General features: G+C 38.1%; 27 protein-coding genes and 1 pseudogene. 6 read left to right on the plus strand and 22 right to left on the minus strand.

Annotated elements, in window-relative coordinates; translation table 11 throughout:
* Window positions 1–24: 24 nt before the first annotated feature.
* From AB3217_RS08215 to AB3217_RS08270, 12 genes are all read right to left on the minus strand, one after another.
* Window positions 25–768 carry an SDR family oxidoreductase gene (locus tag AB3217_RS08215; RefSeq protein ID WP_367365962.1) on the minus strand — a complete coding sequence of 248 codons (744 nt, stop codon included), beginning with the start codon at window positions 766–768 and terminating at the stop codon, window positions 25–27.
* Between the two features lie 12 nt (window positions 769–780).
* Window positions 781–1,776, minus strand: a complete 996-nt coding sequence (locus AB3217_RS08220; RefSeq protein WP_068804690.1) for an alpha/beta hydrolase — start codon at window positions 1,774–1,776, stop codon at window positions 781–783.
* A 3-nt stretch (window positions 1,777–1,779) separates the two neighbouring features.
* The gene (locus tag AB3217_RS08225; protein WP_367365963.1) at window positions 1,780–2,196 is read right to left on the minus strand and encodes a flavodoxin family protein; all 417 of its coding nucleotides are present in this window, start codon (window positions 2,194–2,196) and stop codon (window positions 1,780–1,782) included.
* A 53-nt stretch (window positions 2,197–2,249) separates the two neighbouring features.
* The gene (locus tag AB3217_RS08230) at window positions 2,250–3,191 is read right to left on the minus strand and encodes an IS3 family transposase (RefSeq protein WP_308704609.1); all 942 of its coding nucleotides are present in this window, start codon (window positions 3,189–3,191) and stop codon (window positions 2,250–2,252) included.
* Entirely contained in the window at window positions 3,128–3,664 is a 537-nt protein-coding gene (locus tag AB3217_RS08235; RefSeq protein WP_057785073.1) for a helix-turn-helix domain-containing protein, read from the minus strand. Before AB3217_RS08235 ends, AB3217_RS08230 begins: the two co-directional genes overlap by 64 nt.
* A 264-nt stretch (window positions 3,665–3,928) precedes the next feature.
* Window positions 3,929–4,360: a MerR family transcriptional regulator gene (locus AB3217_RS08240; RefSeq protein WP_068804697.1), complete on the minus strand. Its 432-nt coding sequence runs from the start codon at window positions 4,358–4,360 to the stop codon at window positions 3,929–3,931.
* Between the two features lie 455 nt (window positions 4,361–4,815).
* Window positions 4,816–5,241, minus strand: coding sequence for a hypothetical protein (locus AB3217_RS08245; RefSeq protein ID WP_232310765.1), 426 nt, complete (start codon window positions 5,239–5,241; stop codon window positions 4,816–4,818).
* 48 nt (window positions 5,242–5,289) lie between these two features.
* Window positions 5,290–5,832: a DUF4767 domain-containing protein gene (locus AB3217_RS08250; protein WP_232310766.1), complete on the minus strand. Its 543-nt coding sequence runs from the start codon at window positions 5,830–5,832 to the stop codon at window positions 5,290–5,292.
* 198 nt (window positions 5,833–6,030) lie between these two features.
* The gene (locus AB3217_RS08255; protein WP_367365964.1) at window positions 6,031–6,870 is read right to left on the minus strand and encodes an alpha/beta fold hydrolase; all 840 of its coding nucleotides are present in this window, start codon (window positions 6,868–6,870) and stop codon (window positions 6,031–6,033) included.
* A gap of 188 nt (window positions 6,871–7,058) precedes the next feature.
* The gene (locus tag AB3217_RS08260; protein ID WP_068804732.1) at window positions 7,059–8,066 is read right to left on the minus strand and encodes an aldo/keto reductase; all 1,008 of its coding nucleotides are present in this window, start codon (window positions 8,064–8,066) and stop codon (window positions 7,059–7,061) included.
* A 53-nt stretch (window positions 8,067–8,119) separates the two neighbouring features.
* Window positions 8,120–9,031, minus strand: a complete 912-nt coding sequence (locus AB3217_RS08265; RefSeq protein ID WP_367365965.1) for an amidohydrolase family protein — start codon at window positions 9,029–9,031, stop codon at window positions 8,120–8,122.
* A 10-nt stretch (window positions 9,032–9,041) separates the two neighbouring features.
* Window positions 9,042–9,683: an NAD(P)H-binding protein gene (locus tag AB3217_RS08270; RefSeq protein WP_260267956.1), complete on the minus strand. Its 642-nt coding sequence runs from the start codon at window positions 9,681–9,683 to the stop codon at window positions 9,042–9,044.
* Between the two features lie 179 nt (window positions 9,684–9,862).
* Between AB3217_RS08270 and AB3217_RS08275 the strand changes: the two genes are divergently transcribed.
* Window positions 9,863–11,041: a cyclopropane-fatty-acyl-phospholipid synthase family protein gene (locus AB3217_RS08275; protein ID WP_057784368.1), complete on the plus strand. Its 1,179-nt coding sequence runs from the start codon at window positions 9,863–9,865 to the stop codon at window positions 11,039–11,041.
* Window positions 11,042–11,148: 107 nt separating this feature from the next.
* Here the strand turns inward: AB3217_RS08275 and AB3217_RS08280 are convergent.
* Window positions 11,149–11,454: pseudogene (locus AB3217_RS08280) on the minus strand (aldo/keto reductase); the annotation flags it as partial.
* Window positions 11,455–11,460: 6 nt separating this feature from the next.
* Between AB3217_RS08280 and AB3217_RS08285 the strand changes: the two are divergent.
* Window positions 11,461–11,814 carry an MmcQ/YjbR family DNA-binding protein gene (locus tag AB3217_RS08285; RefSeq protein WP_068804710.1) on the plus strand — a complete coding sequence of 118 codons (354 nt, stop codon included), beginning with the start codon at window positions 11,461–11,463 and terminating at the stop codon, window positions 11,812–11,814.
* A 266-nt stretch (window positions 11,815–12,080) separates the two neighbouring features.
* Here AB3217_RS08285 and AB3217_RS08290 read toward each other — a convergent pair whose 3' ends face one another.
* Genes AB3217_RS08290 through AB3217_RS08305 form a run of 4 tightly spaced genes read right to left on the minus strand, consistent with a single transcriptional unit; the run spans window position 12,081 to window position 14,790 of the window.
* A complete protein-coding gene (locus tag AB3217_RS08290) occupies window positions 12,081–12,536 on the minus strand; it encodes a MarR family winged helix-turn-helix transcriptional regulator (protein WP_057784365.1) in 456 nt (151 codons plus the stop codon).
* Between the two features lie 30 nt (window positions 12,537–12,566).
* The gene (locus AB3217_RS08295) at window positions 12,567–12,857 is read right to left on the minus strand and encodes a DUF1330 domain-containing protein (protein WP_367365966.1); all 291 of its coding nucleotides are present in this window, start codon (window positions 12,855–12,857) and stop codon (window positions 12,567–12,569) included.
* 3 nt (window positions 12,858–12,860) lie between these two features.
* The gene (locus tag AB3217_RS08300; RefSeq protein WP_367365967.1) at window positions 12,861–13,958 is read right to left on the minus strand and encodes a Gfo/Idh/MocA family protein; all 1,098 of its coding nucleotides are present in this window, start codon (window positions 13,956–13,958) and stop codon (window positions 12,861–12,863) included.
* Window positions 13,945–14,790, minus strand: coding sequence for an enoyl-CoA hydratase/isomerase family protein (locus AB3217_RS08305; protein ID WP_367365968.1), 846 nt, complete (start codon window positions 14,788–14,790; stop codon window positions 13,945–13,947). Before AB3217_RS08305 ends, AB3217_RS08300 begins: the two co-directional genes overlap by 14 nt.
* A 195-nt stretch (window positions 14,791–14,985) precedes the next feature.
* On the opposite strand from AB3217_RS08305, the gene AB3217_RS08310 reads away from it, so the two are divergent.
* Window positions 14,986–15,654, plus strand: coding sequence for a DUF421 domain-containing protein (locus tag AB3217_RS08310; RefSeq protein ID WP_260267966.1), 669 nt, complete (start codon window positions 14,986–14,988; stop codon window positions 15,652–15,654).
* 416 nt (window positions 15,655–16,070) lie between these two features.
* Here AB3217_RS08310 and AB3217_RS08315 read toward each other — a convergent pair whose 3' ends face one another.
* The 4 genes from AB3217_RS08315 to AB3217_RS08330 all read right to left on the minus strand — a co-directional run bounded on the left by AB3217_RS08315 (window position 16,071) and on the right by AB3217_RS08330 (window position 18,940).
* Complete coding sequence (locus AB3217_RS08315; RefSeq protein WP_367365969.1) at window positions 16,071–16,919, minus strand: aldo/keto reductase; 849 nt, start codon at window positions 16,917–16,919, stop codon at window positions 16,071–16,073.
* 104 nt (window positions 16,920–17,023) lie between these two features.
* The gene (locus AB3217_RS08320) at window positions 17,024–17,194 is read right to left on the minus strand and encodes a DUF4767 domain-containing protein (protein ID WP_084254381.1); all 171 of its coding nucleotides are present in this window, start codon (window positions 17,192–17,194) and stop codon (window positions 17,024–17,026) included.
* 14 nt (window positions 17,195–17,208) lie between these two features.
* Window positions 17,209–17,985: an ABC transporter permease gene (locus AB3217_RS08325; protein ID WP_068808588.1), complete on the minus strand. Its 777-nt coding sequence runs from the start codon at window positions 17,983–17,985 to the stop codon at window positions 17,209–17,211.
* A gap of 13 nt (window positions 17,986–17,998) precedes the next feature.
* Window positions 17,999–18,940, minus strand: a complete 942-nt coding sequence (locus tag AB3217_RS08330) for an ATP-binding cassette domain-containing protein (protein ID WP_068808586.1) — start codon at window positions 18,938–18,940, stop codon at window positions 17,999–18,001.
* Between the two features lie 141 nt (window positions 18,941–19,081).
* On the opposite strand from AB3217_RS08330, the gene AB3217_RS08335 reads away from it, so the two are divergent.
* The gene (locus AB3217_RS08335; protein WP_157077645.1) at window positions 19,082–19,588 is read left to right on the plus strand and encodes a MarR family winged helix-turn-helix transcriptional regulator; all 507 of its coding nucleotides are present in this window, start codon (window positions 19,082–19,084) and stop codon (window positions 19,586–19,588) included.
* Window positions 19,589–20,235: 647 nt separating this feature from the next.
* Window positions 20,236–21,309: an IS30 family transposase gene (locus tag AB3217_RS08340; protein WP_367365970.1), complete on the plus strand. Its 1,074-nt coding sequence runs from the start codon at window positions 20,236–20,238 to the stop codon at window positions 21,307–21,309.
* A gap of 150 nt (window positions 21,310–21,459) precedes the next feature.
* On the opposite strand, the gene AB3217_RS08345 is transcribed toward AB3217_RS08340, so the two are convergent.
* Window positions 21,460–22,383 carry an SDR family oxidoreductase gene (locus AB3217_RS08345; protein WP_367365971.1) on the minus strand — a complete coding sequence of 308 codons (924 nt, stop codon included), beginning with the start codon at window positions 22,381–22,383 and terminating at the stop codon, window positions 21,460–21,462.
* A 157-nt stretch (window positions 22,384–22,540) separates the two neighbouring features.
* On the opposite strand from AB3217_RS08345, the gene AB3217_RS08350 reads away from it, so the two are divergent.
* Complete coding sequence (locus AB3217_RS08350) at window positions 22,541–23,083, plus strand: TetR/AcrR family transcriptional regulator (RefSeq protein ID WP_260267479.1); 543 nt, start codon at window positions 22,541–22,543, stop codon at window positions 23,081–23,083.
* Window positions 23,084–23,338 lie beyond the last annotated feature (255 nt).

The raw sequence follows: 23,338 nt of genomic DNA on the forward strand, positions 1-23,338 counted from the left end.
CCCTGTATTATTACAAAATATAAACTACATTTGTTGTGCTGTTGGTCGGATAATTACTTCATTCCAAGCAGCATCTTCCGGTATATCAATTGCCTGCTTAATAGTTAAGGCAACACGATCTACTGGAATAGCAAAAGCATCATAGAACTGCTCCATCCCGGCTTTGACTTTATTATCTGTAACAGAATTCAATAAATTTGTCGAAATTGCACCAGGTGAAACCACCGTCACGCGAACATTACTTTTATCTTGTGCCATTTCTTGTCTTAACGACTCACTAATTGCCCGAACAGCATACTTACTTGCCGAATAAACCGCACTTCCAGGACCAGCAACATGTCCGGCAACTGAAGAAATATTAATAAATTGACCACTTTTCTGTGCTTCCATATAAGGAAGCGCAGCGCCGATCCCATAAAGGACGCCTTTAATATTAATATCAATTGTATTATCCCAGTCAAGAATCTTTTTTTGACTTAATAAAGATTGCGGCATGATTCCAGCATTATTCAACCAAACATCAATTCTGCCAAATTTTTCGACAGCTAACTTTGCCAAGGCTTCAACATCTTCGTCTTTTGTGACATCAGTTATTCCGTATATTGCTTGACCACCATTTTCTTCAACCGCCTTGCTGACTTCTTGCAATTTATTTTCACGACGAGCACCCAAAACTAGCTTGTGACCATCTTTTGCTAATAATTTTGCACTAGCCTCGCCAATACCTGATGTGGCACCCGTAATTACAATAACTTTACTTTTTGACATAGTTATTTCCTCCTATAATTTTTCACCAAAAAATGAGACTAATTTTTCTGTTTCCTGCGTCACATATGGTTCTTTCCAGTATGTGTCAATATGAGAAGCTCCATCTAGTAAAAAGAGTTCCTTATCATCTGTACCTGTAGCTTTTTTATAAACGGCATCTGTCATATAACGTGTATCTGCATCAGATCCTGCCATCATTAGTAATGGCTGATCAATTAAATCAACATGATCTTCGGCATCAAACGCCATTAAATTAATCAAACTGCTCTTGGTGTAACGACCAGTAGAATTGGGATGAAAATGCGTGTTACCATAATAAATCATGCCATCACGATAAAGGCCTGCAGGAATTTTTGACAATTGTTCTTCTGATAAAATAACTGGTTTCGTATATAACTCACCAATATATTCAACTTCATCCCCACGTTTTTCTTTTGTTCGTGCCTGTGCAGCGTCTTGTAATCGATCTTGAATAGAATCAAGTTGTGAATCATGGAATCCATTTCGACGTACTCGACCACTATTAAACATACTGATTGTGGCAATCGCTTTTAATCGTTTGTCTGTTTTTGCAGCTTCAATCGTATAGCCTCCGCCAACACAAATTCCTAAGGCTCCAATCCGATTATTGTCAACTCCCGGAAAGCTTTCCAAGAAATCGGCCATTGCACGAATATCTTCGGTTCGATAAGCTGGATTATCAGTATTACGAGGCAACCCATCACTGGCACCCTGATAAGCAGCATCTGCTGCAACCGCAATGTACCCATTTTCTGCTAACTTTTGAGCAAATAATCCGGCAACTTGTTCCTTAACTCCGCCGTTAGGATGGGCCACAGTAATAGCTGGATATAAATCTTTGCCATCTTCAATATAGTTTGCTGGTGTATAAACGTTCGCTGAAGCTTTCACGCCATTAGCCTCATACGCTACTGTTCGAATATTTACCTTACCGGCCACATTTTCTTTTAGTGCATCTTTATAAACTAATCCAAATTGATTTTCCATTTCTTAATACCTCATTTCAATAAATTTCATTCCAGCAACTTCCGCAAATCGTTTAATAATATTATTTGTCGGTCCAATCACGGCACTTGGATTTGAACCTTGAATAAATACCCCGATCTTTTTTCCCTTTAAATCATTACTATCTGTATCTTGAGAAATTCTTTCTATCAAAGTTTTCAAATAGCCACTCATCATATGCCAATAAACAGGTGTCCCAAGAACAATTGTGTCGGCCGTTTTAATTGCAGCAAATACTACTTTGAACTGATCATCGCTAAATTGACTATCCACTAGACTTTGTCCAATTTGGTAAATTTTATAATCGACCAAATTTAATTGTCGATATTGACGATCACCGAAAACTTGTTTTCCAACTTGACTGGTATTTCCATCAATGTGTTCACTTGCATTAATAAACAAAATATTACCAGTTAATTCTTGGTTGAAGTGAACCCTTAAAATTGGACAAATTGTTAAGCTGCTTTTTGAACGGCGAGTTCTCGGTATTTTACCGGGGGCTTGCCGTTTAATTTTGTTTTGATACGACGGTTGTTATAGAAGTCTATCCAATCTTTCATTGCTTGAATTAGGCTAGTTTTATCTTCAAAATGTTCATCCATCATTTCTGCTTTCATAATATGAAAGAATGACTCCATTACTGCATTATCAAGGCAAGTCGCTTTACGAGACATACTTTGGAATGCATGATGTTCTTTCAAGAGCGTTCGCCATTGGCGATGTTGATACTGAAAGCCTTGGTCAGTATGAACTGTTGTCCGATAATTTAGTGCCGGAAGTCCTTCTAAAGCTTCTTTGAGCGGTTTAATGGCGAATTCAACTGTTGGATGTTCACTTATATTAAATGCTAAAATTTCTCCAGAGAATAAATCTAGTACCGGTTCCAAATAAACGCGTTCATTTGTTCCCATAGATCCATATCGAAATTCACTGACGTCTGCTACAAGTTTTTGATAGGGTCTGTCGGTCTTAAAGCGACGCTTTAACCGATTAGGGGCAATCCTACCAACTAATCCTTTATACGAGTTATATTTACGAGTTTGGCGATTAAAGGCATGACATATCCAGGCATGTTCTTGCATAATACGTAAAACCCGCTTGTGATTTATCTGAAATCCTAAATCATGCAGAGCACTTGTAATTCGACGGTACCCGTACTTCTTTGTGTATTTTAAATCTTGTTGTCGAATTTCATCAATTGCTTGAATAACTTGATCGTCATTGAATTTTCGACCTTCATGATTTCGAGTGTAGTAATACGTGCTACGCGGTATTTTAATTACTTTGAGAATCAATTTAATTGATACTTGGAATATTTGCCTCAACTCAGTCGCTATTTTCGAGATTTCCTTTGTGCTGATTTTTTCCGAGCTAAGGCTTCTAATTTTTTTAAGTATTCATTCTCAATCTTCAACATTTGATTCTCTTTTTGGAGTTGCTTTAAAGTATCTTTTGTTGTTGAGTTGTCCTTTTGGACAACTGGTTTAGCGTTCTCATTCTTGTGTTTTGCCATATTTTTCGAGTTGCCTCGCTTTCGCTCAAGCCCTTTAATTCCTAATGTCTCAAATCGCTTTTCCCATTGCCAAATTGTACTTGGCGAGGATAAATTAAAGTGTAAGGCGGTTACTGGAAGTGAGGCCTGATTTTGTTTCCTCCAGTTTAATACATCAACTTTAAACTGACTAGTGTATTCTAAGTCCATGGCTTTTGGCTGAAGTCCTTTAATACCAAATCTTTCAAATCGCTGAATCCAAATTGAAACGGTAGCCTTGCTGCCAATCCCATACTTTCTCGCTAGTGAATAAGCTGCCTGACCACTTAAATACTCGGTGACAATCTTAACTTTAAAATCGAAATTAAATTTACTCATAAATGAAACCCCCAAAATTGGATTTTTCTGTCCAACCTTGGGGGTTCACTTTAGGTTATGGTCTTTTTTTAAAATTTTCAAATTCATTCCTCCTTTGAACAATTACTACTATAATTGCTCGAGTTTACTCTAGCGCAAGCATTATTTTTAAATTTTTTTTAAAAAAGATGGTTGAAGAAATCAACTTTCTTCAACCATCACTTTATATTATTAATAAAATTGCAATCTGCAATAACTTTTGCTATCCACGAAATAGATAATGCTTTAAGCTTTCATGTTTCCACTCATTATTTTTTGTACAAACGCCTCACGTTCGTCATGGCAGACCGCTAATGATCCATGTTTTTCAGCCTCCTCATAATAATGTACTTTGCCATTAATAGTCTCTAGAGATCTCTGCAAATCGGCAATTTTCTTTTCTACTTTATCTTTTTGAGTCTGAAACATTTCTTTTCTTTCTGAAACCGTGCTAACCCCAGTTTCGACTAATTCAAGATAGTGCTTGATATCTTTTAGGGGCATTCCAGTTTGTTTTAAACGATACACCGTGTTCAACGTCACAATATCAGCTTTACTAAACTCGCGAACCCCATTTTCATTTCTCTTCACGAACGAAGTTAACCCAATTTTTTCGTAATATCTCAGTGTGTAAATACTGATTCCCATAATTTCGCTCACATCACTAATGCTGTACATATAAGTATGCTCCCTCTCGTTTGTCTGAAAAACAAAGATAATCAATAGTATCCAACATATTTTTAATAAGTTAATTATAGATGCTGACTCATTTACTGACAAATAAAAGCAATTATGTCACAGCTATCTCACAAATTTTTAGTTCACAGATTCACAAAGTCTAATAATTCAACTCGACTGTTTTCCATCTAGACCGCCTTTATTGCTATTTTTGAAACAGAATAATTACAATTTGGCTATGACACAAAAAGAGCTAGCCGATTTTACTCTTTCAATTACTCGGACTGATGACAACGAAGTAGACTATAAAAAATCACCAAATGGTTGTCTGAACACTTATCTAATTTGTAAATTGATAAACTGTGTAAAAAACGGTCCAAAATCATTTTTTGAAGCTTTAAAATGATTTTGGACCATATTTTTTATCTATTAAAACAAATATACATCACAAATAATTAGTCCAGATCCTCTTGACTCTTGCTTTCGTCGCCAAACGTAAAGTCTTTCATTTGGTTTGCAATTTCTTTACTTTGATATGCATTTCCGTCAAACCAGGCACCAGCCCCACCAGCCATCATCATGACCGGAATCTGGCGGCCGTTATAGTAATGATATCTTAAATATTCATACGAACCATCACCCGCGGTTTGATGTGCGCCACGAATATCAAGCCAATTTATTTTCTGAATTTTTAGATAAGTGAGCTTGACCGCGCTAATTTTTTCCGGTTTTAAAGTATCCACTTTCTTATCATAAGATTCATAGTAATACCAAGTTCCCTGATACACACTGGGCCACCGCTGTGGGGATGCCTTTACTGAACTGCTAACATCCGTATTTAATGAGGTATCGGTCAAAATTGCTGGTTTAATTCCAGTCACAATTTTAGCAAACTCTGCTTGCAGATCCGCGTTTTGCGTATCCTGAACTTAAAGATAATTGCCATTGGTGGTTTGCGTCATAAACACAACCGGCTGATTATTGTGAATACAGAATAAGTAGGTCGTTGGAAATGATGTACCACCTTTTCCGCCAGTAGCAACCTCAACAATTTGAAATTCATTGCCGTTTTCACCATTTGTAGACCACGTTAAATTAATCTTGCGGGTTCCCCACTTTACTCGACCTGCTAACTTACCGTTCTTAATGACATCTGGAAAAATGTAGCCCAGATGATTCGTCTTTTCGCCATTATATGTACCTTTATACGTTTGGTCCATTTCTTTTTGCCACTTCGCCATAAATGTAGCTAATTCCTGTTGCTTAGTTTTATTCCAAACCGTTGCAGCGACCTTTTTAGTTCTAGAAGTGGCTTTTTGTGAACTTGAACTAGCTTTGCCCTCACTTAACCGTGAAGCTGATTTGCTTACCTTTTTAGTTTTCACTACTGATGATTCTGTCTTCTTCGAACTGGACTTACTTGCCTGACTAGTATTATTTGCTGAACAACCACCCATTAATAATGCGACCACTAATAAACTCCACCCTATTTTTTTCATATGTCCTCTAATGGCCATTTTTGCTACTGGTCATCATTTATCCTCCTGTTCATTTAGAATATGTTGTGTCGTAAACTTATTTTATTATAACATTTGGGCGCTAAATTGAAGGATAAAAAAATACCATTCACAAACGAATGATATTTTGAACAGGTCAGATTTTCTGTTTATTCATGCCCATTTATTTAGGATAAGTTGTCCAATTTCTTGCCAGTGAGATTCCAGCACAAAATGACCGCCATCTAACAAATGAATTTCCGCATTTTTATCATCTTTTTGGAAAGCTTCTGCACCCTGATAGACAAAACTAGGATCATTTTTACCCCAGGCAGCAATTAACTCTGGCTGATAATCACGCACATATTTTTGAAAACGCGGATACTTTTTTACATTATTTTGATAATCGAAAATTAAATCAGATTGTCTTTCAGCGTAATCTGGTGACTCTGTATAATGGATATCCAACGTATAGCCATCAGGTGAAACGCTGCCTGCTTTTTCACCGCCAGTGTATTGACCAATAATAGTTTCTGGGGAAAATGCTGATTTATAGCTTTTCCGTAGTTCTGCAGTCGGATGATTCCAGTATACTTTGCGAGATTCCCATTTAGACCCAAGGCCTTCTTGGTAAATATTACCGTTTTGACTCACGATTCCCAAAATGCTTTCTGGATGACGAACTGCTAATTCAAACCCAATTGGTGCCCCATAATCAAAAACATACAGATAAAACTTGTCAATACTCAAGGCCTTCAAAAAGCCTTCTACATAATTCGTCAAATTTTCAAATGTGTATTGAAATTTGGTATGGTCGGGAGCAGCTGATTGCCCAAAGCCAATAAAATCTGGTGCAATAACATGAAAATTATTTTCTAATATTGGCATTAAGTTTCTAAACATATGACTGGCCGTTGGGAAGCCGTGCAATAATAAAAATACCGGATTGTCGTCTGAACCACTTTCGCGATAGAAAACATCTAAATCATTAACTTTGACAGTTGAAAAATTCATATTGAATACCTGATTTCAAAATTATTTTCAATAAAATTACGCCAACAATTATACCTCTAAACTTTACCTGTTGAATAAAATACCAACTAAGAAATAGGTACTTTTGCGAACCATTCTTAGTTGGTATTTTGTTTGGCAGATAAATTAAAAACTTTAAGCATTTGTTTACTGTCTCGTGAAATAGATTCTTACTTCTTTTCATCAATCAGCACAGTCCCCTGCGCTGGGTTGTGATTAATGGCACCCACAATTTCGTGCGGCACATACAACTCTTCCAGATAGTGCACATCCTCATCAGTTAGTTTAATTGCCAAAGCTTCAACGGCGGCATCTAAATGGCTCGCCTTAGTGGAACCCACAATTGGTGCCATAACGCCTTTCGCCCATTGCCAAGCCAACGCAATCTGACTCATTGAAACGTTATATTTCTTGGCCAGCTCGTCCACTCGGGCAACGATGCCAACATCTTTGCTCTCTGCTTTATCATATTTGCCCATCGCTACCCGATCAGTTTGACTGCGTAACGTATTTACTTGCCATTCACGATGACTCAAATGTCCCGCGGCCAACGGACTATATGGCATCAATGAAACACCCCACTGTTTACAGATTGGAATTAATTCCCGTTCGTCTTCACGATATAACAGATTGTAGTGGTTCTCCATGGTCTGGAATTGAGCCCAACCGTTATCTTTAGCTACCTGTTGCATATTCTGAAATTGGTAACCATACATGGCAGATGCCCCAATTGCACGTACTTTTCCGGCTTTAACCAAATCATTCAAAGCTGACATCGTTTCTTCGATTGGCGTATCATAATCAAACCGATGAATAATGTATAAATCTAGGTAGTCGGTTCCCAAACGTTTCAAAGAACCATCAATTTCGCGATGGATCGCCTCACTAGAAAGACGACCAGGGTTGAAATAGACTTTTGAAGCCAACACCACTTTATCACGCGCAACATTATTTTCTTTTAACGCTCTGCCCAAATACGCTTCACTAGTTCCCTTTGAATAAGTATTTGCGGTATCAAAAAAGTTAATCCCAAGCCCTAGCGCATGCTTGATTATTTTCTCGCTATCTGGGTAATCAAGTGACCAGTCGTGCATAGTACCAGGTTTTCCAAAACTCATTGCCCCAATACAAATCTTAGAAACATCGATATCTGTTTTCCCTAATTTGGTATACTGCATATCATCTTTTGTCACTGCCATCTTGAACACTCCTTATATTCTTAGTTGTAAACCTATTTTTTTCTTTGAATTAACTGCTGCCAATTACCAGTGAAAATTTTTTTCTTTTGGAAGCTTGTTAAATTGGATTGATCAAGCGATTGTTTGATGACACTCGTGGGACCATTAGGCTTAATTCCAAGCGGTGTATCGGTACCAAACAAAACATGATCTTCGCCAAAGAAATCAACTGCCATTTCAATTGCCCTTGAATTTCCCAATACAGCCGTATCTACATAAAAATGTTTAAAAGCTTCATAGCTAGCTTCACCCTGAATATAAAAAATCCGCCGTGCAAAATAGGGTACCATTGCACCTGCATGATGCACAATAATTTTTAGTCCTGGATATTTAGTGAGAAAATTTTTAGTCACAATTTGATTCATCGCCAGTGTTTGCTCATATTCCCAACTAAATGTCAGATTATTATCCGATTTACGTTCGTCAAACACAGGATGCAACCATATTGGCTTCCCACTCTCTGCCATTTTGGCAAAAAGTGGAGAAAAACTTTCATCTGTAATTTCTTTTCCAATTGCTCGTGTGAATAACTGCACACCTGCTACAAGCGGGTTATTAATCACTTGTGAATCGATAATTGCCATTGCTTCAGCAATATTATTCATTGGCAGCATCGCAACTACCGCTGGAAAACTACTGGTAGAATTGCTGGCAATTTGCTGTAATTCTTCGTTTGCTGCCTCGCATAATGTCGCAGCCTGATCACCATCTACAAAATCTTCAGGATTTAAATTCACCATTGATAAAATTTCTTGCTGATTCGGTTGCATAGTTGCTAGTCGTTTATCAATATCTGTCAATAACGGATTTTTCATCCAAGAATTTTTCTCAAAGACATTTGAATCAATCTGTAACATCTGAGCTAAAAATTTTGGCGGTAAAACATGTGCAAAAACATCTATCATGCCAATTTCGTCACATCCAACTAGGCTTATCACCATCTGTATTCGGCTTGTTTAGACCAACACTTTCATTCACATGTGTTTCCGGATGAGTGATGACTTTAAAAGCAAAATCAGCCACACTTTTTCTTGAAACTTCCGTACCTTTAAATGGTTCATTTAATTGCGTCGTTTCATAGTCCACTTCGTCATTATCTGTTAACCAAGCTGGGCGAATCTCAGTATATTTCATGCCGGAATTGCTGACTAACTTAGCCGATTTTCGAAAACCGGGTAAGTACGCTGCAATCGCTTGTTCGTTCCACTCGCCATATTTTCCGGGAACTTCGTGATGTGCACCTAAAGAACTTATGTAGACAAACCGATTTTTATCTGTTTGTTGCATTGCTTTAATCACACTTTGAATTTGATCATCCAGGTCAACGCCACCTAAGTTTGAATAAATGATGGTGGCGTTTTGCATTGATTGTGCCAACATATCTGTATTCAAAACGTCTCCATCCACTAATTGAATTCGCGAATTATCCGTATATTTGTTTAACCGTTGTGCATTGCGTAAAAATAAAATTAACTCATCGTCGGTTTCCTGTAAAAGCTTTTCTGTTAGTAATTGAGCTGTCTTGCCATAGGCCCCAATAATCATGATTTTTGCCATTTGATAACCTCCATTGTTGTTCTAATGAAAGTCTACTACTTGAAGTATACTTCAAGTCAAGAAATATGAATCAAAAAATGAAATCGTTTTCTAGTCTTTAACGTATCAAATTCCTTACGTGACAAACCTAAAAAGTCTAAAATAGGATTGTTTACATTTTAGAAATGGAGTGAGAATTTGTGTTAGAGAAAACAGTTTACAAAAAATTATTGAGTAACGCTTTTGATTTCCCAGTTACTGTGAAGTATTGGGATGGCAAATCTGAAACCTATGGTGAAGGCACACCACAAGCAGAAATTGATATTAACAAGAAATTAGCAATGTCAGAAATCGCTAAGCACGCCACCCTAACTTTGGGTGAAGCTTACATGGATGGTGACATTGATATCAAGGGCTCAATTCAACAAGTTGTTGCTTCAGCTTATCGACAAGCTACTAGTTTCATGCATGATAAAAGCTTTTTGAAATTCATCCCCAAACAAGGCCATTCGGAAGCAGAAAACAAAAAGGATATCCAAAGTCACTATGACATTGGAAATGACTTTTACAAACTATGGTTAGATCAAACCTTGACCTACTCGTGTGCCTACTTTAAAACTGACAGCGATACTTTGGAACAGGCTCAATTAAACAAAATTAATCATATTTTGAAGAAGTTAAAACCAGAACGTGGAAAAACTTTGCTTGATATTGGCTCCGGTTGGGGAACCTTACTGTACGTGGCCGCCGAAAAGTACGGTCTGCACGCAACTGGGGTGACTTTAAGTGAAGAACAATACAATTACACAAAGGACCAAATTCAAAAACGCGGCTTGGAAGATTTAGTCGATGTAAGATTAGAAGATTACCGTGAAACTACGGGCCAGTTTGATTACGTCACTAGTGTGGGTATGTTTGAACATGTTGGTAAAGATAATTTACCTGGCTACTTCAAAAAAGTGAACGCGTTACTCAAGCCGGGCGCTCGGGCGTTGATTCATGGGATTACTGGGCAACATAATGGTGCGGGCGTTGATCCTTGGCTAACAAAGTACATCTTCCCGGGTGGCTACATTCCAAGTGTATCGAAAAACCTCGACTACATGATTGAAGCTGATCTTCAAATTCAAGATTTGGAACCGCTCCGTCGTCACTACCAAAAAACGCTTGAAATCTGGGATCGCAACTTTAATAACGTGCGTGATCAGGTACGGGACATGTTTGACGAACGTTTCTGCCGGATGTGGGATCTTTACCTACAGGCAGCTGCGGCTTCATTTGAAGCTGGTAACATTGATGTCATGCAATATCTGTTAACCAAAGCACCAAGTGGCGAAGGCTTGCCAATGACACGTGATTATATGTATGAAACGAAATAAACATTTCAAACTAACAAGAGGTCCATTTACTGTCGCAATTGGCAATAAATGGACCTCTTATTTAATATTTCTAATTTGTAACGAACCACCATCCAGCTAAATTGAAATTATTTATTTTCAGATCCTGTCTGGCCATCATAACTTTTAAGTTTTCCACCAAAGACTGGATCAACGCTGGCACTGCCATAATTCAAAGGTTTTACCTGTTTTAGAGTTGCCATGTCGTCATCCAAAATTTCAAAATCAAGTTCAGCATTGGTCTTCATATGTTCTGGATTCACAGTTTTGGGTAACACGACCGTTCCTAATTGCCAGTCGTACCGAATTGCTAATTGCGGCACACTAACTTTATATTTTGCTGCCATTTTTTCAATATCCGCATCGTGTAACGCGAGGCCATGTGCAATAGGAGAATTTTTATGAAACGCGAAGAAATCTTTAAGTATGTTGAGGAAAAATATACCAGTCAACCCGAATATTTATGGAAAAAATATGCACACTACGCAGTTTTGAGACACTCTCAAAATCGAAAATGGTACGCCATTGTCATGGATGTCAAAAAGGAGAATCTTGGCCTTGAAGGAAAAGAAGTTATCGACATTATGGACGTGAAGTTGGATCCTGAAACGGTCGACATTTTACAATCTTCAGAAGGATTTTTCCCTGCTTATCACATGAATAATAGTAATTGGATATCTATTGATATTGCGACAGTTGATTCCAAACAAATTTGCAATCTGATTGACGCAAGCTTTGATTTGACAGCTAAATGAGTCATAGCTGTTTGTCATTAGGCATAGCGATTCACAAATAGCTGGCCTTTTATGGGCTAAATGGCCTTTTCAAAAAACATTCATAATTATCTTGTTAAATCTGTCGTTGTTACACTATGTCATTTTTCTGTGATTGCATGACACATAGAAATAACTTCAACTATCCGCATAGGGTTTTAGATAAAAAATATACTATCGATGATTAAAAAACGAACACGTCATAGCTGTTAGGTCCACATACCACCGCTACGACATGTTCGTTTTTGTTAAAATTCATTCAAATTGTCATTAATTCGATATAGATAATTATTTAGTTGGTTTTTCTCTTCTTCCGAAAAGCCAGCTAATGCATCATTATCAACCTTATTCAAAATACTACGCGGCCCATTTTTTATTGAAGTCAGCAGACTCATACCTTTTGAAGTAATCATGACTTCTTTTTGACGCTTGTTTTTCTCATAAGGACGAGTTACAACTAAATCTTGCACAGATAATCTCTTGATAATTCCTACCGTGGTCGGATGACTCAACTCAAATTTAGTTTCAATTTCTTTTTGTAAAGCGCATTTATCATTTTCTTCACCCAAGTAAATTAATACAAGGTATTGCGTATTTGTTAAACCGGAAAACAATTTGTTAGTCTCTTTAGTAAACAACGTATCAATTTTGTTATGAACCATTTTAATATTGTTTCCAACATATGCTTTACATAAATCTTTCATATCATCACTCCGAATAAGTTTATTTATTACTTATTTTACACCTTCCGTAATGAAGACTCGATAATCTGCACCTTTTAACCGATGTTTCATGGCCTTTTGATAATCTGGATTATTATAGGCAGCTTCGGCAGCTTTCATAGATTCAAACGGCACAATGGTTACGCCATCAACTTCGGGGCCTTCAAGCGTCTCTACTTTTCCATAGAAAGCTAATGGGGTTTTCGCACCTGTAACCTTTACTTTGCTGGATTCTTCTTCGTACTTCTTAAGTTCTTCAGGATCAATAATACGGTCCCGCACATAAACCATATACGCTGCCATTATCTATTCACCTTCTCGTAATTTTTTATTTGAGTCAATAATTTTACTAATAAATTCGTGCATTTGAACTGCTGTTTCAAAAGAGGGCGTTGTGTGTTTATCATTCATTAAATCACCAGCAATCGCTTGATAGTAATAACCAGCATCTTGGACACTATTATCTAAATCATTTTTGGGAAGTGTATCATACTTACCCGGAATCGTAAGTCTTGTAAAAGTATCGTGATTTTTATCAAGTAAAAGCAGCTTATTATCTGCTTCATTTTGATATGCCCGTGTATTGGTTAACATTAATACGCCATCATTACCGGTTACTTCTAGTTGCATTCCAGAAATATTATCCTGAGCACCTTCCGCATTAATAACAAATAACTGCTGAGATTCCAGTAAAGTGCCCATTACCGTGACATTATTAGGCAAACCATACGGAACCTTCTTTGTACGTTTTTTCTTATCAAACAAAGTCGTTTGCTTAAATTGATTAGCCGTTAAACCAATCACTAAATTAGGTTGTCCAACCAAATGAAAAAGCAAATCAGCAAAATGCCCGACATCTACTGTTAGCACATCGGTATAATTCTCTGATTTCGTAGTCCATTCATAATTTTCCGGCATAATCCTCGCAAAGGCTTCAACTCCGATTGAAACACGTGCTGAACGAATCTTACCAATTCTTTTTTGATCTAGCAAATCCTTAAAAAAGCGGGCACTGGGAGAATATCTTCTTTGAAACCCAACAAAGGTGCGCACATGATTTTCTTTTGCTAGATCAACTAATTCTTGTGATTGAGTTTTATTGGTAGTTAATGGCCATTCTGTATAAACATTTTTACCAGCTAAAATTGCCTTCTTAGCATATTGAAAATGTGTGGGTGCCGGAGTCGTTACCATGATCAAATCTATCTTGTCATTACGTAACAACTTATCTTCATTATCATAATAAAAAGGCACTTTATGGTCTTGAGCAAAATTTTGAGCTTTATTAAGTGAACGACTTTGAATAGCCAATAGTCTAAATTGCGGCAATAAATTCAAAATTGGAATAACTCCATATTGTGCCCAGGTGCCAATTCCGATTAAACCGACATTAATTGTTTTCATCGTTTTTACCTGATTTTTTCCCAAACATTTCGGGCAGAGTCAACTCTACTGCATCTTCACCATATTTTTTTGCCAGATCTGACATTTCTTGACCACCCGCGTTAGCTTCTGGCCAATCGTCAATAGTACGTAAAATGTAATTTGCTTGAAACAGCTCACCATTAGTCGGCATTTTGGCTCGCGCATTAATCATTTTTTTACCCAAAAGAAGAAAACGTTTTGCAAATGACCCAATACGGCGCGCCAATTTATCTACAAATTCATCAAGTTTGTCATCATCAAAAGCTCGATTTACAAACCCATATTTTTCGCCAAGTGCACCGTTGTATTCATCAGCGCTAAGCATAATTTCTATTGCCCGACTGCGACCAACCAATGCAGTCAGCCATTCAATGCCGCCACCTCCTGGCATTGAACCACCTCCAGCTTCCACTAAGGCAAACTTAGCTTCTTTTTTAGCAGCAAAAATCATATCTGTTGCAAGCGCAAATTCAAATCCCTGAGCATAGGCGCGACCACGCACTTTGGAAATTGTAATAATTGGACTGTTAATCAAACGCGTCACAAAATCCGGCCACTTATAGAAAAACGGTTGGGCCCCAGGCTCATCTGGAACTTCCAAACGTTTGGCCACATCATGATGCCCCATAAAGAAATCTTTATTACCACTTTCAAAAACAATTACTTTCAAATCTTGATCCGCTTCTGCCACATCCATCAAATGATTTAATTCTGCAAAAGTCCATGGATCGAATTGGTTACGAGGTGGATTACTAAAAATTACACGCCAGTACCCTTTTGTCTCTTTAACTACCTTTAATTGTTTTTCCATTGAAATTCACCCCTTCTTTATCGTAGCTTACTACACTATATTTGTATTGTAGTCAGCTACAGTATGAATGTCAAGAATTATTTTCTTTTTGTTGTTCAGTCTTTAATCCCTCATTTTATTTGCTTAGAATAGTCCATTTAGGTTAGGATTAATTTATACAAACGATCAATTTATATTTAAAAAGGAGGCCACAAGATGTTTTGGTTAATCATGATCAAACTTATTACCGGTTTAATGGGACTATTACTGGTTGTCCGTTTATTAGGAAAAAAGTCACTGTCAGATATCACCCCATTTGACCTCATCTATACATTAGTTCTGGGCGGAATTCTAGAAGAATCGCTTTATGACCCCAAAATCAATGTTTTACACTTGTTATTGGGAATTGCTGTTTGGGGATGTTTAATTTATTTCGTTGAAAAAATCGTTCAGAAAAACGATAAAGTTAACCGGTGGCTAAAAGGTGAGCCCTCAGTCCTGATCAGAGATGGTGTGCTTAATTTAAGCGAAATTAATCGCAATAAAATTGAACTAGAACAACTCCGGCAGATGGCTCGGCAAAACCAATGCTTTTCTTTAAAAAACGCCAAGCACGTTATTTTAGAAAATGCGGGTCAAATTAGTTTGGTCATGGATTCAGAAGAAGATAAGGCTTTATCAATCATGCTGGTGGATCAGGGCCATATTCAAGAAAAAGTATTAAAAACGCACCAATTTACCAAAACTTGGTTACAAAAAAATTTGAAACAGCTCGGGTACAACACTCTGGGCAATCTCGTTTATGTGGAATGGTCTCAAGAAAATGGCTTTTATGTAATCACCAAGGAAGATGTTACTGAACATATCTATCGGATTGATGGCTAAATAAAACCTGCTAATCTTCTCATATTGAGCGTGATTAGCAGGTTTTTATGTTAAGAATCTAAAGGTTGAAAGTATCAAAATTACCTCAATAACTAGTATTAAACGACTTGGTTCAAAAACAGTAGTTTAATAATGCGCAGCAACACCGATATCAAATCTATTATACCAGTGTGTTAATTGCAAAGATTAGACTTAGTCTGGAAGCAAATGGGCTCAGTAGTGCCGTTTATCTTAGCGGGTTTCGCTTAGATAAAGGCCGAGCTTGGAGACGTGGCTTGCGGCTCCAAGTCGTGCCCACTACGTTCCAGCCCAAATTTGCTGAAAGACGGCAATTTAATCTGATTTTGTTACTATGAACGTTTTCGTGTCAAGCAACAAGATAAGTTTTTGTAGTTTCAACCTTTAGTTAAAAATATCTAGATCATCCGCAACGATTGTTTAGAAGTTGGCGCAGAAAATTGGGCATCAATTTGTTGCATTTCTTGGTTGGATAATTTGATATTACCAGCCTCAATATTTTGTTTCATATGAGCCACATTACTGGTTTGCGGAATGGCCATGATGTCATCTGTCTGAATGGTCCACGCCAACAAAATTTGCATTGGGGTAACTTGGTGTGCCTTAGCAATTTCTTGAATCACAGGATTTTGCGTCAATTTCTGACCACGAGAATCTCCTTGATCAATTGGCGCATAAGCTATAAGTGGTAGTCCGTGTTGCCGTTGCCAAGGTAATAGGTCAAACTCAATGCCGCGATTGGCAAGATTGTACAAATCTTCATTGGCAAAAGCCTGATCTCCATTCGGATTAGCGTAAAGTTCCTTTAAATCTTCCGTATCAAAGTTAGAAACTCCCCAATGGCGAATCTTACCTTCTTTTTGAAGTTCAACTAGCCCAGTCACCGTTTCGACCAAAGGTACAGTTCCTCGCCAATGGAGTAAATATAGATCAAGATAATTAGTTTTCAACCGTTTTAAACTATTCTCCAGTGACTGTCGCATTTTAGTCTTAGTGGCATTTTGCGGATAAAATTTACTAATCAAGAAAACTTTATTACGATCAAACTCTTTTAATGCCTCACCCACTAACGTTTCAGCGTTACCTTCGCCATACATTTCAGCCGTATCAATGACTGTAGCACCATGTTGCAGGCCATAAAGAATTGTGGCTTTTTCTTGCTCAAAGGTTTTGGGATTGTCACCCATATGCCAGGTGCCAATACCGATGGCAGGTAAAGTGGTCCCTTTAAAATTAATTTGTTTCATTTTGAACGCTCCTTCCGACACTCTTATTTTACACTCCAAATTCTTCGATTCACAAAAAAAGGCCCTACCATGAAATTTCTCATAGTAAGACCACTTTCCTAGAATTAATCACTTGTTGCTGCATTGGCAATCTTTGCAAAGCCATTTTGTAAATCTTGGTTACGTGAGCTAGTGAAGTTACGAACTTCACTATCGATATCTTGCGAAACTAAAACATCGGGTTCACCATTGTGAAAAACATACAAATAGGCAATAATCTCGACGGTAACATCGATAAAATCAGTCTCGCCTAGTCACGGCGTTGGTAAACTAAAACCGTTAAAGGCATAAATATCAAAATGATAACTCCGCCACTAATAAGTACTAAAGTAGCGTTACTTCCCCAATTGCCAGTGCTCAGAATTGTTCTAATTGCCGTGATTGTCAAACTGACTGGGTTAATTTTAACAATGGCCTGTATCACTTTTGGTAATGTTTTGACTGGAATAAAAGCATTGGACAAAAATGTCATCACCAAAATAATAATCATAGATAAACTGCCAATTAACTCCGCATTTTTAGCCATTAACCCAACTAGCACAAAAATCCACGAGGTAGCCCAACCAATAAAGATGGCCAACAATAGGGCTGCCGCAAGCATCGGCAGGTCGGCTGTTGGTCGCCACCCCATCAAAAAGGTGGTTATCAATGCAACCACTCCTGAAAGTAACAGCCGCAAGATGTCGCCAACTAATTGACCTGCTAGCGGCGCAATTGGTGAAATTGGCAAAGTTTTAAACCGGTCAAAGACACCGGCGTTAATATCTTCGCGCAGCTGTTGGCCTGACCCGGAAGCGGCGTTTAAAATACTTTGAACCAAAATTCCGGATACCAGCATTGGTAAATAGGCCTGCACACTGCCGGCGATCACACCACCAAATAGGTATCCAAACAACAGTGTAAAAATCACCGGTTCAATCACGACATCACTGAGACTGTCCGGATTATGCATAGTTTTGAGTAAATTCCGGTGAGTCATCGTAAGGATGTTGCTCACAAAACGATTCTTAGTTGTCATCGATTTCATAGTTTTTTTCTCCTTAATTTTTACCGACTGTCATCTTCAAAAAAACGTCATCCAGTGGCGGAGTTTCAATTGCAAAATTGCTAATGGGAACTTTCGCAGCTTGAAGCTGATTCAAAACCTGTGGAACCATCTGCATGCTTGTATCATCAATCAACACTGTCAGAGTCCGGTCACTCACATTAACAGGTAATGCCAAAGTATCGTGAGCAATTTTTTGGACTTGCACCCGCCATTTCTGGTCGGTGATTTCTATCCGAAGTTGCATCCCCCCAACGTGCTTCTTTAGGTCGCTTGGTGTTCCAATCGCAATCATTTTGCCATGATCGATGAGCGCAATTCGATTCGCCAAATGATCGGCTTCTTCCAAATATTGAGTTGTCAATAATACAGTCGAGCCTTCAGCAACTAGTTTTTGAACGGCACGCCACATCTGCATCCGTGTTCGCGGATCTAACCCGGTAGTTGGTTCATCTAAAAATAGGATTGCGGGTTTGCCAATTAAACTAATCGCTAAATCCAATCGGCGCCGCATACCACCAGAAAAAGTTGCTAATGTTTGGTCAGCGGAATTAGCTAAATCAAAATCCGTTAATAGTTCGACGGCTCGGGTTTTAGCATCGCCTCGACTTAATCCATTCAGTTTGCCGAAAATTATTAAATTCTCGCGAGCCGTCAAATCTTGATCAATTGCCGCTGTTTGCCCGGTTATACTAAACTGTTGGCGAGCTAAACGACCCTGAGTCAGCGTATCAAAGCCGTTTAACGAAATTTTTCCCGCATCTTGACGCAACAAGGTCGTCATCATCCGTAAAATAGTGGTTTTTCCCGCGCCATTTGGCCCCAGCAAACCAAAGATTTCGCCCTTCTTGATATCAAATGAAACATCTTGCACTGCTACTTTGTCTCCAAATTGTTTTCGAATATTCTTTACCTTAATTAAACTATCGTGATTCATGTTTTTGACTCCTCTCTTTTTATCAGGTGACCTGACTAATATATAATAAGGGTACCTGATTAAAATGTCAAGTCACTATTCGCCGCAAATTTTGGAATGTTGTATACTTAAGAAAACGATGAAATGAATGGGATGATCATAGTGACAAACGAAATCAAAGCAGAATTGGCCGCAGGAAAACTGGCAGAGTATGAACAACTCAGCAAAATTTACGATGATATTGTCAAGCAAGCACGACCTCGTTTGACAGTTGAAGGACAGGGAAAAATTTTATTGGCGTTATCGGATGAAGATCATCTATCGCAACGGCAACTTGCAACGCGTTTAGGGATGTCACCCCAGTCAACTAGTGAATTTGTCTACAAACTTGCCAAACGTGACTTAATAACTTTAACTAAGTCGCCAAAAGATCGCCGGGTTAATTTAGTCAACTTAACCCCTGCAGGTCGACAAGAAATTGAATCTGCTGCTCAAGAAGTGCCGCCGTTTGTAAGGTCACTTTCTGATGCAGAACTAGATCAGCTGTCATCCCTCCTTAATAAAATCACGACAGCTATGTACGAAGATATTGATGCGGCTAACCCCACTTTGGGAGTTAAGTTTCATAAATTATTTGCCAGTCGGTATTTGAAACAGTTTAAAAAATAGGTTTGGTTGACGAATTTTTTACTTTTAAAAAATTGTTTTCCACCTTCAGAGAAGATAAGAACTAAAAAAACGATACAACCACTCACTAGTCTGTGGCTGTATCGTTTTTAAGTTGTGTATATATCTATAAAAAAACTCATATTACAGAAAAACAGTAAAGTATTATATTTCAATATGAACATGACAATCAGCTACAAATTGGAATAATTGGAAACAACAGATTTGAGTATTTTACATTTCTGCATATCATTTTACCTAAAATTTCGGTTTCTTTATCATAGTCAAAACTAAAGAATTTTGGATTTCATATTCAAATTATATAAACCTTTTCTTTAATTACCACAAAGTTAGTCGGTTTTACAAGTTTATTACCGTTGAAAAGATTTTAATCCAATCCAGGCAGTGGAATCCCATTACGATACGAAACACTATGATTCGAGCCATCAGCATCAGCGTAATTATCAACAAAACCATCAGGCAACTTCACGTCACGCAAATGTGCCAGCGTTGTCTTATCAATTATTTCATTTTCACGTCCACTTTTGATCCGCGAATTTTATAATCAAGTTAGCCACCTTTTAAAAGTGGCCAAATAAAAGACACCAAGACGAAAAAATCAGGTATCATTGAAGTTCCCACACTAAACAATGAAAGAGGTTTTCGTCTTGGTGCAAGAACAGCTTATCACATCTCACGTAAAGGGTCATCATTTAACTCAAATTGAGCGAGGCAGAATTGCTGGCTTACTTTCTGCAGGCAAATCTGCTCGTCAAATTGCCGCTGAAATTGGTGTCTGTCATCAAACTATTAATAATGAGCTTAAGCGTGGCCGCATTCAACAGGTAAAGAAACTCAATGGTAAAGAACAGTACTTTAGCGTTTATGCGCCTGATACGGCCCAAGTTCGGTATCAAACGAATCGACAACGCTGTCATCGACCTCTAAAATTTAAATTTGTTACTAACTTTCTGGCTTACTTTGATGATCATTTCCACCAAGATGATTGGTCACCTGATGCAGCAGTCGGCTTCGCCCACCAACAACATCTGTTTAAGCGCACGGAGATGGTTTGTACGAAAACTCTCTACAACTATATCGATGCGCAATTGTTAGAGATCCGTAATCTTGATTTGGTGGAGAAGGCTAACCGTCGTACTAAACATCACTGGTCAAACAAGCATCGACGTTTAGCTGGTAAAAGTATTGAGGAACGTCCTAAAAGGGGCGACAAACGCAAGGAATTTGGCCACTTTGAGATTGATACTGTAGTTGGTAAACGAAGTGGACATGAAAGTGTATTATTGACCTTCACGGAACGTAAAACTCGTTATGATATTGTTCGCTTGATTGAAGGCAAAGATGCTGATTCGGTATCGTATGCACTTAAGGGAATTTGTGCTGAATTTGGTGATCTTATTAAATCTGTTACTGCTGACAACGGAACGGAGTTCACAGCCTTGAATGCAGTCTTAGACGGCGTAGCTGACATCTATTATGCCCATCCGTATAGTTCCTTTGAAAGAGCAACCAATGAAACTCATAACCGCATGATTAGACGATATTTACCTAAGGGACACTCATTAGATACGATTGGTCCCAAGACGGTTTCAATGGTTGAAAGTCGTCTTAACCAATTACCGCGACGTATCTTGAAGTATCAAACCCCAAAAGAAGCTTTTCAAATTGAAGCAGCACGTATTCGTAAATCATGTAGTGCGTAGCTATTATCTTGACCTTCAATAGATATTCTGACTTGCCCCGCAACTTCGCCTGCGGGGTGGCTAACTTGTTCTTGCAATTTCCGATCAGTACCAAATTTATCTAAATCAATAATAATTATTTCGTTGATTTAATAATCATTCATTAGTTTATTAGCCAATTTTGAATTGTTTCTTATTCTTCTCGGCAAACTCCTTGAATGAAGTTAATTTAATATCGTAACTTTTTAATAGATCAATATTAACATTATATCCAACTGTATTATTCCACTCATCACCACGGACACTATAAATATGCATACCCTCTGCTAATGCCTCATCAGGACTAAGCGTGACAACTTTAAGCGTTTTACCAGTTACCGCTGAAATAGTTGCAGCAATTTCGCTATAGGACAGTGATTCTGCCGCTAATTCAATACTTTGATGATTAAACATTTTCGGATCAGCAAAGGCCGCAACTACAAACTTCGCAACATCCGTCATCGCAATATGATCGATACGCGTATCTGCTAACACTGCTGTTCTAATCTCTCCCTGCTTAAATCGCGGATACATGGACTCAACTTTCTCAGTGAAGTTTTCCATCATCGCGGCCGGCTTCAAGATCGTCCATTCTGCAAAACCAGCGGAACGAACTGCTTCTTCAATATCCCATTTATCGGTCCAGTACTTTTCAAACCAATATCCGGTCCCCCATTTTGGAAATTCTTTGTATCGACTGGTGGCAGCAACAGAAGTGTGAACAAATTGTTTGACGCTATTTTTCACTGCGCTATGAATCAACGCCAGAGACTGCTTACGCTCGCGATCATTTCTCACCGTATCCACGCCAGAAATCGGTACAGAAAATACAGCGTCAACATCCTGCATCGCATTGTCTAGGGAAACAGGATCATCGAAGTCGCCAATAACGGCTTTTGCACCCTTTTTAATCAGCTCTTGCGCTTTCGCTTTAGCTTTGTTCCGGACTAGAATACGCACCTTGAATCCTTGTTTTAAAGCTTCATCGGCCACCGCGCCACCTTGGATTCCTGTGGCTCCGGTAACTAAAACTAACTTTTGACTATTCTCATTCATTGTATTAACTTCTTCCTAATCTGTTTTGAAAATCTCATGACCGTTTTGTAGAAACACTATTCAAGTTTGACAATGTCAGTGTTTAAGTTATACTACTAGCAAGAGTTGACACTGTCAATGTTATTAGGAAAAGTTAGACATTAGGGAGGTTTTGTCAGTGTATCAAGGAAAAAATCCAGCAGCTTTAAATTCACAACAAATGTTATTAGATTCACTAACGGCTTTATTAAAAGAGAAAAACTTTAAGGATATCTCCATTAGTGAACTTTGCAATCACTCCGGTATCTCACGGCAAACGTTTTATTCGCTTTTCGGCAACAAACAAAATATCTTACTCTATCAGTTAGAGCACGCGCCGTATGTAAAACAGCCTGAAGATGATGACACATCAGATATGACATTAGAAGAAATCAGCGATCGGTTTAGTAAATTTGTAGTATCTAATTACGCGCAACTGCAAATGATCATGGATAACGACTTGAATGACTTACTAAATAAACTAATTTCTCAAGCCATGTCTGCATGCCAACAAAGTTTTATCAATCTGGTTAATGACGAGAAAAACTATGCTGTCTCGTTTATGGCGGCAGGTCTATGTAGTTTGACTCAAAAGTATATAGAGGAACATGACCTCCCTAACCAGGAAGAACTCACTCGAATTTCTTACAAGATGATGTCGGGTAGCATCTATAGGTACTGATCTAGAAAAAAATCGTAACATCAAAAAAAGCCCTGCAACCGCAGAGCTTTTAGCATTTTATGCAAATAAATTTTGCCTGGAAACCATATTAATTTATATGATTTTAAACTACTGTTTTAAGTTAGGAAGTCTAAATATCGGCGTCCACCACCAAGTTAACTTGGTGACTTATCCCCACTCGACTGTTGCTGATGGCTTGCTCGTGATATCGTAAACAATGTGATCTTCACCTTTGTCACAGATAATTTCAATTAC

Source organism: Pediococcus parvulus (assembly GCF_964063155.1).
In the GTDB taxonomy this organism is placed as follows: Bacteria; Bacillota; Bacilli; order Lactobacillales; family Lactobacillaceae; genus Pediococcus; species Pediococcus parvulus.

Coding starts and splice junctions, on each gene's coding strand:
- AB3217_RS08215 (WP_367365962.1), bottom strand. CDS start 768: ATGTCAAAAAGTAAAGTTATTGTAATTACGGGTGCCACATCAGGTATT.
- AB3217_RS08220 (WP_068804690.1), bottom strand. CDS start 1,776: ATGGAAAATCAATTTGGATTAGTTTATAAAGATGCACTAAAAGAAAAT.
- AB3217_RS08235 (WP_057785073.1), bottom strand. CDS start 3,664: ATGAGTAAATTTAATTTCGATTTTAAAGTTAAGATTGTCACCGAGTAT.
- AB3217_RS08240 (WP_068804697.1), bottom strand. CDS start 4,360: ATGTACAGCATTAGTGATGTGAGCGAAATTATGGGAATCAGTATTTAC.
- AB3217_RS08255 (WP_367365964.1), bottom strand. CDS start 6,870: ATGAATTTTTCAACTGTCAAAGTTAATGATTTAGATGTTTTCTATCGC.
- AB3217_RS08260 (WP_068804732.1), bottom strand. CDS start 8,066: ATGCAGTATACCAAATTAGGGAAAACAGATATCGATGTTTCTAAGATT.
- AB3217_RS08265 (WP_367365965.1), bottom strand. CDS start 9,031: ATGATAGATGTTTTTGCACATGTTTTACCGCCAAAATTTTTAGCTCAG.
- AB3217_RS08270 (WP_260267956.1), bottom strand. CDS start 9,683: ATGGCAAAAATCATGATTATTGGGGCCTATGGCAAGACAGCTCAATTA.
- AB3217_RS08285 (WP_068804710.1), top strand. CDS start 11,461: ATGAAACGCGAAGAAATCTTTAAGTATGTTGAGGAAAAATATACCAGT.
- AB3217_RS08290 (WP_057784365.1), bottom strand. CDS start 12,536: ATGAAAGATTTATGTAAAGCATATGTTGGAAACAATATTAAAATGGTT.
- AB3217_RS08295 (WP_367365966.1), bottom strand. CDS start 12,857: ATGGCAGCGTATATGGTTTATGTGCGGGACCGTATTATTGATCCTGAA.
- AB3217_RS08300 (WP_367365967.1), bottom strand. CDS start 13,958: ATGAAAACAATTAATGTCGGTTTAATCGGAATTGGCACCTGGGCACAA.
- AB3217_RS08305 (WP_367365968.1), bottom strand. CDS start 14,790: ATGGAAAAACAATTAAAGGTAGTTAAAGAGACAAAAGGGTACTGGCGT.
- AB3217_RS08310 (WP_260267966.1), top strand. CDS start 14,986: ATGTTTTGGTTAATCATGATCAAACTTATTACCGGTTTAATGGGACTA.
- AB3217_RS08315 (WP_367365969.1), bottom strand. CDS start 16,919: ATGAAACAAATTAATTTTAAAGGGACCACTTTACCTGCCATCGGTATT.
- AB3217_RS08325 (WP_068808588.1), bottom strand. CDS start 17,985: ATGAAATCGATGACAACTAAGAATCGTTTTGTGAGCAACATCCTTACG.
- AB3217_RS08330 (WP_068808586.1), bottom strand. CDS start 18,940: ATGAATCACGATAGTTTAATTAAGGTAAAGAATATTCGAAAACAATTT.
- AB3217_RS08340 (WP_367365970.1), top strand. CDS start 20,236: ATGAAAGAGGTTTTCGTCTTGGTGCAAGAACAGCTTATCACATCTCAC.
- AB3217_RS08345 (WP_367365971.1), bottom strand. CDS start 22,383: ATGAATGAGAATAGTCAAAAGTTAGTTTTAGTTACCGGAGCCACAGGA.